The sequence below is a fragment of the Mucilaginibacter gilvus genome (genome assembly GCF_004054195.1).
Taxonomy (GTDB): Bacteria; Bacteroidota; Bacteroidia; order Sphingobacteriales; family Sphingobacteriaceae; genus Mucilaginibacter; species Mucilaginibacter gilvus.
The window spans coordinates 1-16267 of the sequence record NZ_SBIW01000010.1 but is presented as its reverse complement, the minus strand read 5'-3'; the positions used below and the strand labels follow the sequence as shown (position 1 = coordinate 16267).

Annotated in this window: 9 protein-coding genes; 4 read left to right on the top strand and 5 right to left on the bottom strand. The window is 43.9% G+C overall.

Features of this window, described 5'->3' with window-relative positions; all coding sequences use genetic code 11:
* The first annotated feature begins 52 nt into the window (after nt 1-52).
* Nucleotides 53-592: a hypothetical protein gene (locus EPL05_RS19380; protein WP_128535653.1), complete on the top strand. Its 540-nt coding sequence runs from the start codon at nt 53-55 to the stop codon at nt 590-592.
* A gap of 1168 nt (nt 593-1760) precedes the next feature.
* On the opposite strand, the gene EPL05_RS19375 is transcribed toward EPL05_RS19380, so the two are convergent.
* Nucleotides 1761-3983 (bottom strand): beta-glucosidase, encoded by a 2223-nt coding sequence (locus EPL05_RS19375; protein ID WP_128535652.1) that lies wholly within the window; start codon nt 3981-3983, stop codon nt 1761-1763.
* 161 nt (nt 3984-4144) lie between these two features.
* On the opposite strand from EPL05_RS19375, the gene EPL05_RS19370 reads away from it, so the two are divergent.
* A complete protein-coding gene (locus tag EPL05_RS19370; RefSeq protein ID WP_128535651.1) occupies nt 4145-8869 on the top strand; it encodes an FG-GAP-like repeat-containing protein in 4725 nt (1574 codons plus the stop codon).
* A 12-nt stretch (nt 8870-8881) separates the two neighbouring features.
* The gene (locus EPL05_RS19365) at nt 8882-9409 is read left to right on the top strand and encodes a hypothetical protein (protein ID WP_128535650.1); all 528 of its coding nucleotides are present in this window, start codon (nt 8882-8884) and stop codon (nt 9407-9409) included.
* 660 nt (nt 9410-10069) lie between these two features.
* Here the strand turns inward: EPL05_RS19365 and EPL05_RS19360 are convergent.
* Nucleotides 10070-10414, bottom strand: a complete 345-nt coding sequence (locus tag EPL05_RS19360) for a hypothetical protein (RefSeq protein ID WP_128535649.1) — start codon at nt 10412-10414, stop codon at nt 10070-10072.
* Between the two features lie 1008 nt (nt 10415-11422).
* Between EPL05_RS19360 and EPL05_RS19355 the strand changes: the two genes are divergently transcribed.
* A complete protein-coding gene (locus EPL05_RS19355) occupies nt 11423-13675 on the top strand; it encodes a PAS domain S-box protein (protein WP_166727756.1) in 2253 nt (750 codons plus the stop codon).
* Nucleotides 13676-14089: 414 nt separating this feature from the next.
* On the opposite strand, the gene EPL05_RS24690 is transcribed toward EPL05_RS19355, so the two are convergent.
* From EPL05_RS24690 to EPL05_RS19340, 3 genes are all read right to left on the bottom strand, one after another.
* Nucleotides 14090-14305, bottom strand: coding sequence for a BLUF domain-containing protein (locus EPL05_RS24690; protein WP_394342743.1), 216 nt, complete (start codon nt 14303-14305; stop codon nt 14090-14092).
* Nucleotides 14306-14547: 242 nt separating this feature from the next.
* The gene (locus tag EPL05_RS19345; protein ID WP_128535647.1) at nt 14548-15339 is read right to left on the bottom strand and encodes a hypothetical protein; all 792 of its coding nucleotides are present in this window, start codon (nt 15337-15339) and stop codon (nt 14548-14550) included.
* Between the two features lie 52 nt (nt 15340-15391).
* On the bottom strand, nt 15392-16267 hold an 876-nt coding region (locus EPL05_RS19340; RefSeq protein ID WP_208394790.1), incomplete at its 5' end, for a hypothetical protein.

Here is a 16267-nt window from a genome sequence, read left to right as displayed (position 1 = left end):
TAATATAAATCAAGGTAATGCATCACAAAATTAGCAATATACAATACATCACATGGACATAATTAAATTCATTGATTATTTCAATTTAATTAAACCGTCTTTTCAAGAAGTCATCAATTCTGTAGAAGCTTTTTCTAAAGATATTGCATATGATATTTATAAAGAATACGATTTAAAAATTATCTCCTTAAATATAAGCAATGATCCTTTAATGGATATAATTGAAAATACCAACATTGCGAGTCTTAGTTTTTCTGTGTTTAGTTTTTATAAAATTTCCTCCGATGATTCAATAATAAAAATTGGAACTATTATAGAAAAAGGTGATTTGCTTTTTCACAAGAGTCGAAAAACTATTACATTTCAATGCTTTGAGATGAGTGCAAATCAAAAAGCAGAAATCGACTCAACTACATTCTTAATGTTCTTGTTGAGATATTTCGAATTAGAATTCAATAGAATTTTTAGGGAAAATAAAAAGGCAGAAGATTTAATTACTGCAGATTTGGCTTTTAATATGGTAGATTTGAGAAGATTTGTTGTTTTTAACGATTTACTCGATGAGATTGGTATAAAACTGAACGAATTATAGATTGTGTATGTTTAAAATATTTAAATAGAATTATCATATCCTCAATCTGGCGCGAGTGTCCCCTACTAGATGCAAATAAGTAGCTTGTGTGTGGGCTAGTGTATCCCTCCCCGTCTCTGGCGTAAGTGTGCAGCGCGAGGAAACTGGTGCCGTACTCTTACGCAAGGTAGTTATTAAATAACCTCATCTGGTGCGCGCGTGCAGAGCATACTTTTGCCAATCTTAACGCTGATTCGTTCTTTAAAAGACGGATTTTCCGCATTAAGGAGTAGCATCCCACAGGTGTGGGGATGCTGGCCATTCGTTTCCACTGCCCAATCATTTATGCAGTAGGCGCAAGGACTAATGGTTTTAGCTCGGGAGAACTAATTTAATTACGCGTTATTTTTAAGTACGTATTCTATAAAGACAAAGATGGCGATTATGTCAGAATTAAGTATGTGGATTCTCGAGAATGGTAAATTCACCCCAAAACCTTCACTATGATTTTAAAAACTAATATCTCATCTGCGCGATTATTTTAATGGTAGTTCAGGCCTGTGTAAATTTGGTGAATGACATTCAATACTTGGCGATAACTTTTAACGAGAATAAAATGAGCCCTTATTTTTTACAATTACTGCGATTCTGTGAATAAATAAAAATGTGCAAATACCCGATTCTATTTTGTCTGAGTTTTTTAAAGGTAATGATATGAATGCATCGGAGAACAGCTTAATTCATTTCACTAAAGGACCTGAAGAATGGTATTTAGTCTGCTTCAACGCAAGCCCAGTTTGGATCAAATCGGTTTATAACTCGCAATTTTCACCGTAAATTATTATTGAAAAGGACAAGTTGGTGAAATCTGAATCTGTCGTATTGAAAAAAGATTTCGTACAGAAATATTAAATAAAGCAGAATTGTACGGTAAGCGAAGCCATTCCCTGACAATGAGATTTATAATAAATATTAATAACAGGCAAATGAAACAAAGCCGAATGCGCAATTTTCTGAAGCGCTAATCGTTGCCTGTTATTAGTCTTGGAAAACATGACTGCGAAAGCGGAACGTAAGTGTACTTTTATTTCAATCAATGTGCTGAGTGCTTTGATTTGGCGCCTAATCTTGCAAAATATTCAATCCTCTTTGCCTTCGCTTCTTCAAGGCGATCCTTTATTAATAAACGTTAAATCGTCACAACCGCTTTTAATTTAAGTTCCGATAATGCATTGCCCACTTTTATGGTAAAATATCGTTGATCATCTCTACGTAATGCGTTGTCGTTATCCTTAGACAGGTAAGAAGCCTTCAACATAAGGTCTATTCGTTGTTCTCCATTTGGCAAAAGAAATTTCGTTTTCGCAAACGCCTTTAGCTCTACCATGATACTGTCTTTCCCGGCTCCGGCAACGTAAAGCTGCACCACTTCCTTCCCTGCTATTGCACCTGTATTTCTCACATTAACTGTAACCTGAATTTTTTTATTAGACACGAGCCTTTTTACCCGCAGGTTTTTAATTGAAAATGTAGTGTATGATAGCCCGAAGCCAAAAGGATAAGCAGACATTTTATGAAATGCCGAATAATAACGATAACCAACGTAACTGCTATCGCTGTATACACTTTCTGTGGCATCAATACGCGTAGAAGCCGCGAAAGATTCGGCTGATGGCACGTCACTGTAATTTATCGGAAAGGTTACCGGCAACTTGCCAGATGGGTTAACCGCACCGGTAACGATATCTGCAACGGCGCTTCCTCCGTAAAGACCTGGCTGCCAGGTCAGTAAAATAGCATCTGTCCAATCGCGCCAGGTGGCGGTTTCTATAACGCCGGCAATATTTAAAATAACCACCAATTTTTTGTTTTGCGCATGCGCCTTGGTGCTCACCGCCTTAATAAGATTTAACTCCGTATCAGATAAATTGAAATCATCCTCTTGTTTCCTGTCCGTTCCCTTTATCGCTGCCCGGCCAATGGAAATTATAGCCAGATTGCTATTGGTCAGCTCCTGATCGATAAGGGCGGTGGATAACTCCATCTCTGGTATGGCATTGGAAACAAAGCCCTGCACATTGTTTTGCCTTTTTATAGCCATTTGTGCGGCAACATAATCTATATATTGCTTTTGCAGGCCGGTGTTATAAGTAAACCCTGCACCGATAAGCCCCTGAGCCAATGTTTTAGCATACTTCGGATTAAAAGCCGTACTTGCGAGCAGGTCGTTATTGTTGGTATAAGCGCTTACACCAAACAGCGCTATTTTTTGTGGTGCAGCAGGCAAAGCGTGATTTTTATTTTTTAATAAGACCATGCTTTCCGCCGCCGCACGCCTTGCAAATTGCGCATGCGCATCAAGGTCGGGGTAAACAACAGCTGCCTTTGCTTTTTGCTGATGCAGCGCAATCAATTGCAACATTCGTTTTACATTCCGGTTAATGGCATTGGTGTCCAAACGGCCCCGCTCGATGGCCTTAAGCAGCAACTCGTTCTGCCCCGGTTTACCAGGCATCAGCAGGTCATTACCCGCCTCCGCCTGTTTAACCGGGTCGCTTCCGCTATACCAATCCGTCAGTACCAACCCTTTAAACCCCCATTCTTTGCGTAATATCCCGTTTAACAGGTAAGAGCTTTCGGAGGTATAAACACCGTTGAGCTTATTATAGGAGGTCATGATGGTTTGCGGGTGGCTTTCTTTTACCGCGATCTCAAACCCCTTAAGATAGATTTCCCTTAATGTTTGCTCCTCAATTACCGCATTTATGGTCCGCCGGTTCGTTTCCTGATTATTAGCCGCAAAGTGTTTGACCGAGGCCCCGGTGCCGTTCTCCTGTATGCCGTTGATCATGGCTGCCGCCAGTTTCCCGGTAAGCAAGGGGTCTTCCGAATAATATTCGTAATTTCTTCCCCCGAGCGGATTGCGCTGGATGTTAATGGCCGGGGCAAGCACAATATCGATCCCATACGCTTTTGCCTCGTTACCTAACAGCCGCCCTGCCTGGTACATCAGTTTCGTATCCCAGGAGGATGCCAGTAACGTAGGGGAGGGTAGTTGAGTGGTATATGGGATTTTGGCCGTATCCGGAATTTTCCCTATGCTGATGCGGATACCGCTGGAGCCGTCTGCAAAAGAAAGGGAGGGGATACCCAGCCGGGGGATCGGGGTGGAGTAGCCGGCAACTCCGCTACCGGAAAGGGTAGGTAAGCCACCGGAAAGTTCCGGGTTGGCCTGTATGCCGGAAAGCAGACGTACCTTTTCGTCCATCGTTAATTGCCGGTATATTTTATTCACATCAAATTTTTGGACAGTCTTACTTTTATACCCGGACTGCGCAAACGCAGGAACAGGTAAATAAAATAGCGTGGTTACTATGATGATAAAACGATATTGTTTTCGGGATAGATCCATCTCCTTAGTTCGGTTTAGGTATACCGGTAATATCCGAATTTTATCGTTATCGCGATAATTTTTTTTTCAGATATTATTTTTTAATGCCCTTAAACTTTCGAATATTTTTTTCTAAATTAGAATTCAATTAATAATTGTTGCTTTTCGCGCCTAAACCTTATATGAAATCCAAACAGTTTGCTTTATTGCTCGCCTTATTGTGCTGCTGCGGTGTTTGCCTCGGTCAAATCCCAACGGTTACTTCCCTGTCTCAAGCATCCGGTACTGCCGGTTCCTCGCTAACGATAAACGGCAGTAACTTTAGTGCTAATGCAGCCGAAAACGTAGTTTATATTGGTGCAGTAAAAGCTGCTGTTACCTCGTTCTCCACTACCGCCCTTATCGTCACTGTTCCCGCTGGCGTGGCAACCGATTTTGTAAGTGTCACTAATACCGCCTTAAAGCTAACGGGGTATTCTGCTATGCCTTTCCGGATAACATTTACCGGACGTACGGGAATAGCCGCATCCGATATAGAAAGCAGCGTTGACTTTCCGGCCGGCGGTAACCCCACTGTTACAGTGGTCGGAGATTTTAATGCCGACGGAAAGCCGGATATCGCATTGGCCAATTCATCCGGCAATACCATATCGATATATATCAATGCCACCACATCGGTTAACGGGATATCTTCTTCCAGTTTCAGCCGGCAGGATTTTGCTGTATCGGCTAACCCGACAGCCCTGGCGGTTGGCGATATCAACGAGGACGGTAAACTTGACCTTGCCATCGGATACGGCAGTGGATCGGCAGTTTCCGTATTGCTCAATACTACTACGGTTTCCACGTCCCTTACCTTCTCTTCTTCCTTTTTTGCGGTTGACAGCAATTCAAACGCCTTAGCTATCGCCGACATTGATGGAGACGGAAAACGTGACCTGATCGTTACCAATTTTGCAACAAGTAATTTCAGCGTTTTACGCAATACTACCGCACCGGGGTCGACCTCGCTTTCGCTGTTATCTAAGGCCAATTTTACAACCGATACCAACCCAATTTCAATCACTATTGCAGATGTGGACGGAGACCGTAAACAAGATGTGATCATTGGTAATTATTACTCTAAAAGCCTTTCTGTGCATCGTAATACAGCTGTTGCAAATACGATCAACAGCACTTCTTTCGCAACCCGGTTCAGTATAGCAACCACCGGACAGCCGACAGCAATTTTTTGTACCTATATTGATAATGACACGCATCCTGACCTAATCATCAGCACGAACAGCACGACAGCCACCACCAGTACGAATAGCATTGAGATCCGTAAAAACATGGTTACCGCGCCGGGACCATTCACCCAAGCAACATCATTTCCAAATGCTATTACCCTCGCGGCCGGGAGCGAACCTTCGGCCCTCGGGGTTGCGGATATTGACGGCGATGGGCTGAGCGACATTGTTGCTGCAAATTACAACAGTAAAACACTTTCCGTATTCCGCAATATTTCAACAGGCACGACCATTTCGACGTCAACTATTATTGCCAAACTTGATCTCCCGACAGGTAATGCGCCCGCCTCATTGGCGGCAGCGGACCTGGATATGGATGGCCGTGTAGACCTTGTGTCGGCAAACGACCTGGACAATTCCATTTCAGTTATGCACAATTTCAATTCCGCATCAGTGCCGGCTGTTTATGCGGTTTCTACGGCGTCAGCCAGCATTGGCAGCTTTATTAATACCGATATTACTGACTTTGAATGGGGGCAGGATCCGCCACCCGGATACACGGTCGCTACGGTAAGTTCAGGTACGGTTACCGGTAGTTCGGCCAATGCAGGGCGTTTTGTGTACTTTTCAACCATGGGATCCTCCGCCCCATACGTTCCGGTCAAAGGCAACCTCACGTTTTCAGCAAAAGGAAGCGGTACGATTGAAGTGCAACTGATCAGTACCTGGGATATGGCCATTAAGTACCGCAAAACATTTTCACTGGACCCGGTTAACTATCAGGATCTGAGCTGGAAACTGCCGGACCTTACCCCGCAGCTGGAATATATTTTTGCCATTATTTTTAACGGTGGTAATTCGTCTGCAAATGCAAGCGGTACCTTTAAAAAAAATATATGCCTGAGTTTACAACAAGCCGGCATGAGCGGCAACTTTGCCCGTTACCGGGCAGACGCAGCTTCTCTTATCGGCAATAAAGAAGCGCTTTGGTACGGATGGAGCGATTACCTCAATGCTGCCCGGAAAAAATATCTCCAGCACTCCTCTTTTTCACGCATGCGCTTCACCACAAATGCCACTCAGATCGCAATCGAATACGTCCGCGATTCCTACGATAAAAAAGTGATCAACCTTTACCCTTTTTCACAAACTTTTTACAACAAGGGTTTTAATGCCGCAGGAGACACGGTATCCGGCTGGCATGGGATCAACCTGGCTACAAAACTCATGCCCGGCAAAACCTATACCATTACCGGTTTGTACACAACCTCTCCCCAATACGTGTGGTACAACAATTTAAATCAGCCCGTAGATGGAGTTCACAACCTGGCGCATTCCAGTACCGGCACCGGACGCGATACCGTTTATGAAGTAACGCCACCGGCCGGCGCCGTTACTTTGGGACTGCTGGTTCAACGGACGGTGGATAACGCCAACTACAACAGCCCGTTGAACGACACCTATCTGTCCAACTCCAATTGTATGATACAGGAAGGTGCATACGGCTCGACAGTGGCCAATGTCGGCCTGGTACCCTCCGTTTTTGTGCCTTATTCTGGAACAACGCCCTCGCGTTTATCCGGCCCCGCGGTTTTTGTTAACGGGAAACTTTACAACTATTACCAGGTGGAAGGCTCGGATGCCAATAAAAGTGTTCAATATGTGACCGATGTTTTGCCCGCTGGTACAAAAACAGTCGAGGTCATGGCTAACGGTCAGGGCACCTACACGGCCAACGGCGTGATGGCCAGCCCACTCACACGCCGGACGGGAAATTACCTCCGCGCGGTTTATCTGCCGCAAGCAAATACTGCTCCAACAGCCGGCACTACTATTGTCCCCGGCACCGCCGTGTTTATCCATGACTCCATCATATCAGGCTTTAATATTTCATCTGACGGACAAAATAATGTTTGGATGATGAAAATCATGCGGGATTCCACCTATGGTTTCACAGGCGACGTTTTTTCTGAAGGCTACGCCGGCAGGATATTGCATACAGATACCTACGGTTCCGTAGAAACATTTGCACAGAAACTGGCTTCCTATGCCGTAGATAAGTATTGGATACAAGTTGGTGTAAATGATTATGCTACCGCAGTTCCGCTCTACCAGTATTATAACGAACTGAATGCATTAGTTGAACGCCTGGCTGTATTGCGGCCGACCGCAACCATTTATATCCAAAGCATTGGGCCAGTAGGCTATTCCGGTCCTAATAGTGAAACCTACGCTGATAATGAACGCCTGGCTACAGGTCCTTCAGCTAATGATTTTCGGGATATTCAACGGGCGATCGCAACGGCACCGGGGCATACGTACTGCAGGTATGTGGATTTTGAGGCACTTTTCACACCTGATATCGATAAACTGGCAGACGGTACTCATCCCACCGATCTTGGAAACGAGTTGTACGCGAACGGTATTCGCGATAACAGCGACCTGCTGGGAACGGTGCTGCCCACCCTACCGCTGGCCTTCAATGATCGCGGCACCCTTAGACAATTTGTTCAAAGTGTACAAAATGTATCGCCGATCACAGCCAAAAAAGGTAAGGCTCCGTATACCTTTTCCTTAACATCCGGGCCCCTGCCTTCCGGCCTAACGCTTAATGCCAATGGGGTGATTTCGGGAACAGCCACGGCAAACGGGACATTTCCCCTGACGGTACAGGTTACCGATGCCAATAACACCACTGTTTCTAAAAATTTTACGCTTGTTGTAAAACCTCTGCCATCTGTTATGGTCGCGCCGGTTATTATCCCGGCGGGCAAAGTTGGCACAGCTTACAGCATGAAATTAAACGGAGCAAAGGGTTACGGCAAATATGCTGTTGCCGCCACTGGTACCATACCCCCTGGCCTTACCTACAACAGCACCACAAAAACACTTTCGGGAACACCTACCACTTCAGGTACATCAACTTTTACGCTGACAGCAACCGACCACTGGAATTTTACCGGGGGGACTACCTATAATTTTACGGTTGGTACAACAACGCCGCCGGCGCTGATCGATAATTATGCGCCGCTTGCAGAGGTGAGCACAGCGGGCGACCTGCTGGTTAACGGACAGGTCCATGATTTATATACACAGCGGGTCTATGCTTATTTCGATATTTATATTACCCCCAGTGGCGGCACTGAAGTACTTCAAGCAAGTAAGCAGGTGGTGATCGAAGCCAATGAACTTCTCGGCACGAAGGTTAATGCCGGGCATATCCCGGTCACCGGCAACTTTACCGTACGGATGCATAACGCAGGCGTTTCGCCAACGCAAAGTGACAGTAAAACTTTTACTTTCGCTTCCAATACAAATATCAGCCTGACCGGCAATGCCAATACCGGACCGATCCCGGAACAAATATCAGCGACGGCCAGTGTCAGCTCTGGTGGGGATTTGATCATTAATGCCAGTTGTCAGGTTATACATTCTCAAAATATTTACCTTTATTATGATTTGTACACGAAAGTTGGATCTGCGGCAGAGAGCTATTTTAATAGCAAACAAGTGACGATTAGTGCCGGTGCCCTGACGGGTGCGCCAATCAATTGCGGACCACTCGCAATCACCGGGAATTTCCAGGTGCGTATGCATGGCTATACACCTTCACCACCTCAAAGTGACGGCCGGCAGTTTACCTTTAATGCAGATACCTTGATACCCCTTTATAAATAACTTATTCTCATCATGTTTCTTAAATCACACCTCACGCATATCTTCAGACTGCTATTTGCAGTGTTACTCGTTACTTCACCTTTTATGCTTTATGCCCAGCAGCCCGACTCGCTTGCAGTTACTTTCGTTAAAACGCCTGTTTTAAAGGTGGTCCTTCCCGACACACAAAACGGAAACGCACAGCCGGGACTTTTTATACAGGGTGTAAGATTTAACCAGGTCCGAACACTCACGGTCATTATACAAAACGGCAAGGAAGAATCCTTTTCTATTAATGAAGGCCATGAATTAATGGTGTCACTCGGTGATAGCACCGCGGTAATCATGACCACTCCGGCGACAATATATTCAAGTTTTGGCGGTAGCAGTAACGGATATTATGTAAGCACGGATTATAATCTTTCTGAATCCGACTTTCTTGCACTACTTGACCACGGTTTGACCGCGATAGATTTGGAATACAGCGGCGGAACTTTTAGTTTTAAACTTAATAGTATTCAGGCAGCGGAATTTAAAAAAGGAATGCTTTTGTTGAAATAGCAGGGATAATCGGCATCTGGGTAGGTGAACATGAGAGCTGAAGATTGCAGACCGCATTGACAAAACATAAATACCAAAAAAGTAGCGCCGACAAGACGGGCTTGATACTTCTTATGGTAACTGACGGAATGAACTTTACCCTGCGGCTTAGATTAATCAGTTTGTTATTGAAATGGAATTTTCAACCTTATAAGGAGTATGTTAACATGGTGAAGTGTAAAGGAATGCTTTGTATCCATTTTCCGAAATTCATTGATCAAACGGCCTCCGAATGCACTTAGTGCTTTTTCATGTGGCACGCACCGAATTACGCTCCTATTTGTTGCGTTTTGGTTCATAATATGGCGTTTTGATGCTAAAAAAAATTATACAATCTGTTGATTTTTAGTATTTTGGTTTTATTTTGCATTCTTTTAAATAGCCCATAGGGGAATCGAACCCCACTTTTAAAATGCCATTTTTCGTAGATCCTCCATGAAATAGTTCGAGATTTGCCCAGTAAGGGCTACGAAGTCTCCAGCGAATTTTGGAGGCTTTTTTTTTTTATTCAAATCTGAACAACTTAGAAGCAAAAGCATCCCATGCTAACCACTAACAGCATCCTTGCGCCAGGCTGAGTTTTAATCCCTCTATAAATGTGGTCTACACTGTTGCATTTTATTACCATTCTCTCCATTCTTCGGTTATATCTTCATCCTCTGAATTATAACCTTTGTTGTGGCCAACTGTGATAATTATGTTCGCTATCGCCTCCCGTTCTCCGGTTTCAATTAAGTCCTCACCAGAATTTTCATTCAATTCGTTTAATTTTAAAACCGTAGTTTTTACGATTTGCATTCCATCTTCCTTCGATTTTGAATTTGCCATTCGAATGTTATATTCATTGAGAATTTGCACACATTTTTCTATATCTTTTTCAGTATAATTTGGGTGTGCAGACTCCATATAATCCGTCATTGATCTTTTTAATGAAGCAATCTGGGCTTCAATACTTTGATTTTCCATAGTTGAATGTTCTTTTGAGTTGTTTGCCGTTTTATTTACCTGGTGATTTCGATTTGATTTACTATTGCATGAAATGACTAACAATATCGTCATAAGTATGATAATGGGCCTTATTTTCATTGCTTCATTTGTTTATAACCCAGTTTACTTTCAGTCCTTTTTTCCACTCCATAGATTAAAAAAATTTAAAATAACCAAAGTACTAAAGGTAATTATAATGTTTAAAGTTCATTTTATTTGTACTTGCTTGTTTTAGCTCCCAACAATAAATCTTCTACTACATGGTTCGACTTTATTCCCGTTGGGGCTGGGAGAACCAGCACAAACAGCTAGCCCCAAAAAGACTCGAATTACGTGTTAAAATCGAGCTATGTCCTGCAAATATTTCATGATATGGTTCGAAAAAAGTCCAATAGGGTTCTCGCTAGCTTTGTGAACCTTTTAGGATTCGAACCGTGTCTATGCAACTTCTAATCGGGTTAAGACCTTCAGTTGATCTACCAAATGGTTCGAATTATGTCCAGCCTGGGGATGATTATTCTAAACAAAGATAGTCTAAGAGGCTAGGCTCGAACGATTTTAATTCGCTAATCGCCTTTGACAATTCCTCAGAACAGGAACTTTCATTATCCTCAAGTAAGGGTCTTGATCAAGCAGCGGGCGGACGTGCACTTTTCATGTAATCCGGAAGTGTTTCCTGGTTCAAAGGTTTCAACGTTAATCATTATATATTCGTTTCCCTGGTTTTTATTCATTTGTAGCAGATATAGTGATTTGTTGAAGATGTATTAATTAAACCACTTTTATATCTTATGAAAAATGTTAGATTTAACTCAATCCGTAATGCTACGTATGTAATTATTATAACAATTTTACCGCAGGCAGTAATCGCGTCATTAATAATTTCCCGAACAACTTACGACTATATTCCGTACAAGAGGGTTACTTAGTTGACAACCATATAATATCCGAACTTTTTTTAACGACATGCCGCCTGATATACGTTATATGCCAAGCAAATTTACCACGTTCGTTGGGCTGCTGTCGTTGTTTACCACGTTAATAGTCCTTGTTGGGTGGATAATTGGTCTTACAACCATGCAAAGAGTGATGCCGGGCGTGGTAACCATGAAGGCCAACTCGGCCATTTGCTTTGTGCTGCTGGGAGGCATACTGTTATTACAGAACGAACGGCAAAACCTGCAGCAAATCCCCCGCATACTGCTCATCCTGGTAACGTTCATCGCAGGTACAACGTTATTAGAGTATCACTTAAATTTCAACGCCGGCATAGATGAGTTGCTTTTTACCGACCCGGAATCCGTGTCATTGCGGTTTCCCTACCCCGGGCGCATGGCCTATAACACCGCCCTAAGCTTAACCTTGCTGGGCTTTGGCTTGCTCGGCCTGCACATCGCCGCAATAAAGGCCGTCTGCCAGTATGCCTTACACGCGGCAACCGTACTCGCAGGTGTCGCCATTATGGGTTATGTGTATGGGGTGTCTATGCTGTACAGTTTTGCCTATGTTAGCTCTATGGCCATACATGCGGCCCTGCTCGTCTTCCTCATTTCCATTGCCGCGGCCAGGTTCAATCCCCACCTCGGCGTTGCGCGCCTGTTTATGGCGCAGGGCGTCGGCAATAAAATGGCCAGGCGGCATTTTACAACATTAATGCTGGTACTCTTGGTTTTTGGTTCTCTCCGCATCCAGAGCGAACGTTATCACCTCCTGCCGCCCGAAATTGGCATTTCAATGTTGGCCATCAGTTTGTTACTCACCAGCCTGGTGATGATTTGGATAACAGCCAACTGGCTAAATAAGTTAGACAGTGAGCGGTCCACGGCCGAATTGGAGATCCGCGATCTCAATGCCGCGCTGAAAACTAAAGTAGAAAAGACCGAGGCGGATTACCAGTCGCTTATCGAGCATGCTTCTGATGCCATTTACCTACTGAATTTAGCCGGAGATTTTATGCAGGTTAACAATAGTACCTGCCAGCTAACCGGCTATAGCCGGCAGCAACTGCTGGAACTAAACATATCAGCGCTCTTAAAAATCGACATGCTGGAAGACCACACGCTGCAGCTTGCGGGCATTGAGCCGGGAAGATCTGTAATGGTGGAAAGGCGGTTTATCCCCAAAAATGGCAACGCCGTTGATGTGGAGATGAACTTAAAGCGCATTGTGGATGACAGGATACTGGTTATAGCCCGCGACATTACCGAACGCAAACGGCTGGAGTACGAATTAGAAAACTCCGCGCAAAAATATAAGTTGCTTTTCGAGAGTAACCCGGTGCCCCTGTTAATTGTGGGCAAGGAAGATCTCGTTGTTGTGGCGGCCAATGATGCAGCAGCCAACCTTTATGGTTATGCGCCGCAGGAATTCCAGCAGATGGATATCAAAAAAATGAGCCCCGGTGCATTGGGAGAAAAGATCGTCAACAGTAACAGGGTTTTTGTGGAAGATGCGGCTGATTTTGGCCTGATTGAGCATTTAAAAAAAGACGGCACCCGGATCCTGGTCAACATCATAGCGCAAGATATTACTTTAGAAGGCAAATCTGCCCGGCTCTGTTCCATCAGTGATGTAACCGAAAAATTAAGGGCACAAAGGCAGTTGCTGGCAACAGAAGCCAATTTACAAACCATCCTTAACAATACCGATAGCGCCTATGCGCTGCTGAACGCAGACCTTGATGTGGTGGAATACAACAACAAGGACGTAATCTTTGCTCAAAACGAATTTAATTTCCAACCGGCTAAGGGCAAAATATTTGACTTAATGCCGTCCGAAAAGCGCGTGAAATTTCTTAGCCACACAAATGAAGTTTTCCAGGGAAACGCCATCAGGTATGAGCTGAATTATACGGGGGCAGATGCCCGTGCAACCTGTTATTCCGTCCGGATGTTTCCAATTGCCGGTAAGGACGCCCAGATCTTAGGCCTGGTATTATCTATTATCAACATCACCGATCGTAAAGTTGCAGAGGAGGACCTTAAAGATGCTTACCACAGTATCAGTACACATATTGGCAAGATCCGCGAAATGGCATGGAAACAATCCCATCTAATCCGCAGCCCGCTGGCTAATTTAATGGGGCTTTTCCCTATGATCAAAGAAGATCCGTCGGATCGGTTGCTTTTAGGCTACGCCGAAACCGAATTGGAGCGAATGAACCAAATCCTTTGGGAAATGGCGGAAGGGGCAACCTCGAGCCCTTCGGACGAAGCTTATATCGGTGACATCCTGGTCTAGTATTTGTGATCTTAAACTAACAAACAAATCTTTACTTTAATGCAGACGTTGGAATCGGCAAGTAAGATGCGGAGCTCATATTCGCCTTTGTTGTTGTCCAATCAAGCCGCTATGCCGTTATCCTTCCGGTGATTTGTTATAAGGGCAATCCCGTTATTCAATTGGCCGCACTTTGAAGGTCCAAGGAATCTTATGAGGCTCCGCTGTCGCTTTTGGCCAAACCCTTCCCATGGTTATTGTGGAGCTCCAGTGTTTTTAAGGTTTCCCGTGTATCGGTGCGGTTAGCTAGCTTGGATATTGGCCAAAAGTGGGGGTGCGTTGGGGCAACATGAGATTCATTATTGCATAACGGGGCAGTCACCATCGGTAATATCAAAGAACTTAAGCACCTTGTCATTTTCTAAATTAACCACGTCATGGCCATCCCCATTCAGTAAAAATACTGGAAGCAATCGGTCCCTCTCGCAACGTTGTCACCTGAATATGAAGGGCGTCGTTTTGAATATTACGGTAAAGCTGTTCAATGGTTTCCTCTGGCCCTTCAATCACTAGAATGTAGCTTTCGGGTAAGCAAATAAACATGCCTGCGATGCCATAGCGTTTATAGGACTCTCTTGAAATGTGAAGCAACTCGTACAAAAGCTTGATAGCTCATAAGTTTCGCGGAAGTGTTTGTATAAATGAGGCGATGTAGGTGCATGACTGGAATTCGGATGTTTTACGTTGCCAACTTTACTAATGCTTTATCTCGAATCGCTGTGCCGGATTTTTACTGATTAGCCCGTAGGGGAAACTTTTCGAACCCTTTTTTGGCCGATTTAAGATTATTAGCCTCATCGTAGATATTGGTAATAATTAAATTTTTTTCCTTACTAAACGAGGCTTTGTCCGTCTGTTTTAATGCTCTGCGTCGTCATTCTCTCGGTTTCAAATATTTTGCCATCCCGGGTTGTATCTACAGCAGTCATAATATCGTAATTCATACACCGCCAGGGTATTTTGGCTTTGGGGTTAATTTTGTAATCAAATGGGCCTGGCTCAAGGTTCATTACCAATCCTTTCATCAATAGGTCATGCCTTTCGGGATGACTGTGCTCGCCATCCTCACGCCCTATGTTTAGGCTCCGGCTTAGTAGGGGGGCCAGAACGGTAAGGTTAGAGTTTTTATTCATTCGATGGGACAGGCTCAACGTCCAGTCTTGCTCGCATGGATAATTGTGGTTATCATTCCACCAGCAAGGCTCTACAAGATTTACCCATTGATACCGGTTAATGATCAATCCCCATGGCGAAAATAGCTCGCTTGCTGTAAACTCATTGACCGCTTCAGTGCCCTTGCTGGTTACAAATAAGCTCATAAAAAAAATCCGCACATCAAATAACTTATCCTCCCTTACTAATTGCTTATACCAAAGGGCAAGGTGGCAAATGTCGGGTGAAACTATGATGTCATCTTCCAAATAAATATTGATTTCGCTGCCGTGGTTAAACGTGTATTGTAAAACACCATAGGGGTTGCCCCGCACACCCAAGCTTTGAGAGTTGTATAAAATGGTGCAAGGCATAAACGCAATATCGCGGCACAATTGTGCGCAGGTTTCGTTACCCGGCTCAAGGCCAATGTACAGATGCCAGTTCGCTATATCACTTACTTGGCTAAGCATTTGCAAACAACGCCGCAGGTAATGCGGGCGGTTGTTGACTGTTAGCGTTATACTATTGAGCGAGAGCACGTTTTTTTCTGAAGCCTTTTGTTGGAGATGCATAACCAGCGAAGTGTATCTCGATACTGTCAACGTTATCCAGATTGGCTTCCGGATTAAACCTATCCGGCACGTTAACGGTAAAAGTTGCAAACGGGCTTAGCGGAATACGCTTGCTATTATCGCCAGTAGTATCGCCACCAAGCGAGCCGCCTGCAACTGTGTGCGTTTTGCCGTCAACTATATCATATTGATAAACCGACGATACCCGGTTATGGCTAAAATCTTTTACTTTACCCGCTGGGTCAACTATTAAAACATGGCCCTGGTGCAGTAGTTGTACATATAATTTATCGTTGCTGGCCATTTTAGCCCCATTGATGTAGATCCTGAAATTGGTGAGCATCACATTGCTCCACCCCAAAAAGTTAACATCATCTGTAGGTATGTTAAAAGTGATAGTTCTATCGGTCTTAAATTTTTGAAATTGCTCTTGCCGGGCATCGGGCAGCAACTTTATCATAACATCTGTAAGTTGTTGTTTTGGGTCGCTATACGTGTTTATCTTAGTAATAATGTCGCCTTTGAGTTTAGAATGCGCTAGTCCTAAACCTGTGAATGAATCGTCGGTTATATTCAACTTGTTATCTTGTTGCGCCCAATAAATAAAGGCGCGGTTTTCCTGGTAAATATACTTTAGCACAAAGCTTTTAAAATCCTGGTACAGGGCGTACATAAAACTTCTGTAAGTAATTAGCCCGGGTACATTTTCACTTGCTATCTGCGCTTTTATACGGTCCAGTTCTTCTTGTTTCTGTTCAATTTTAGCTACTATGGCCAGGTACTGTATTGCCATGTTAGTATACTCAAAAAGTTTTACGTTACGCGC

Bases quoted from the DNA above. Each gene is read 5' to 3' on its own strand.
- EPL05_RS19380 (WP_128535653.1), top strand. From the start codon at position 53: ATGGACATAATTAAATTCATTGATTATTTCAATTTAATTAAACCGTCT.
- EPL05_RS19375 (WP_128535652.1), bottom strand. From the start codon at position 3,983: ATGGATCTATCCCGAAAACAATATCGTTTTATCATCATAGTAACCACG.
- EPL05_RS19370 (WP_128535651.1), top strand. From the start codon at position 4,145: ATGAAATCCAAACAGTTTGCTTTATTGCTCGCCTTATTGTGCTGCTGC.
- EPL05_RS19365 (WP_128535650.1), top strand. From the start codon at position 8,882: ATGTTTCTTAAATCACACCTCACGCATATCTTCAGACTGCTATTTGCA.
- EPL05_RS19360 (WP_128535649.1), bottom strand. From the start codon at position 10,414: ATGGAAAATCAAAGTATTGAAGCCCAGATTGCTTCATTAAAAAGATCA.
- EPL05_RS19355 (WP_166727756.1), top strand. From the start codon at position 11,423: ATGCCAAGCAAATTTACCACGTTCGTTGGGCTGCTGTCGTTGTTTACC.
- EPL05_RS19345 (WP_128535647.1), bottom strand. From the start codon at position 15,339: ATGCTTAGCCAAGTAAGTGATATAGCGAACTGGCATCTGTACATTGGC.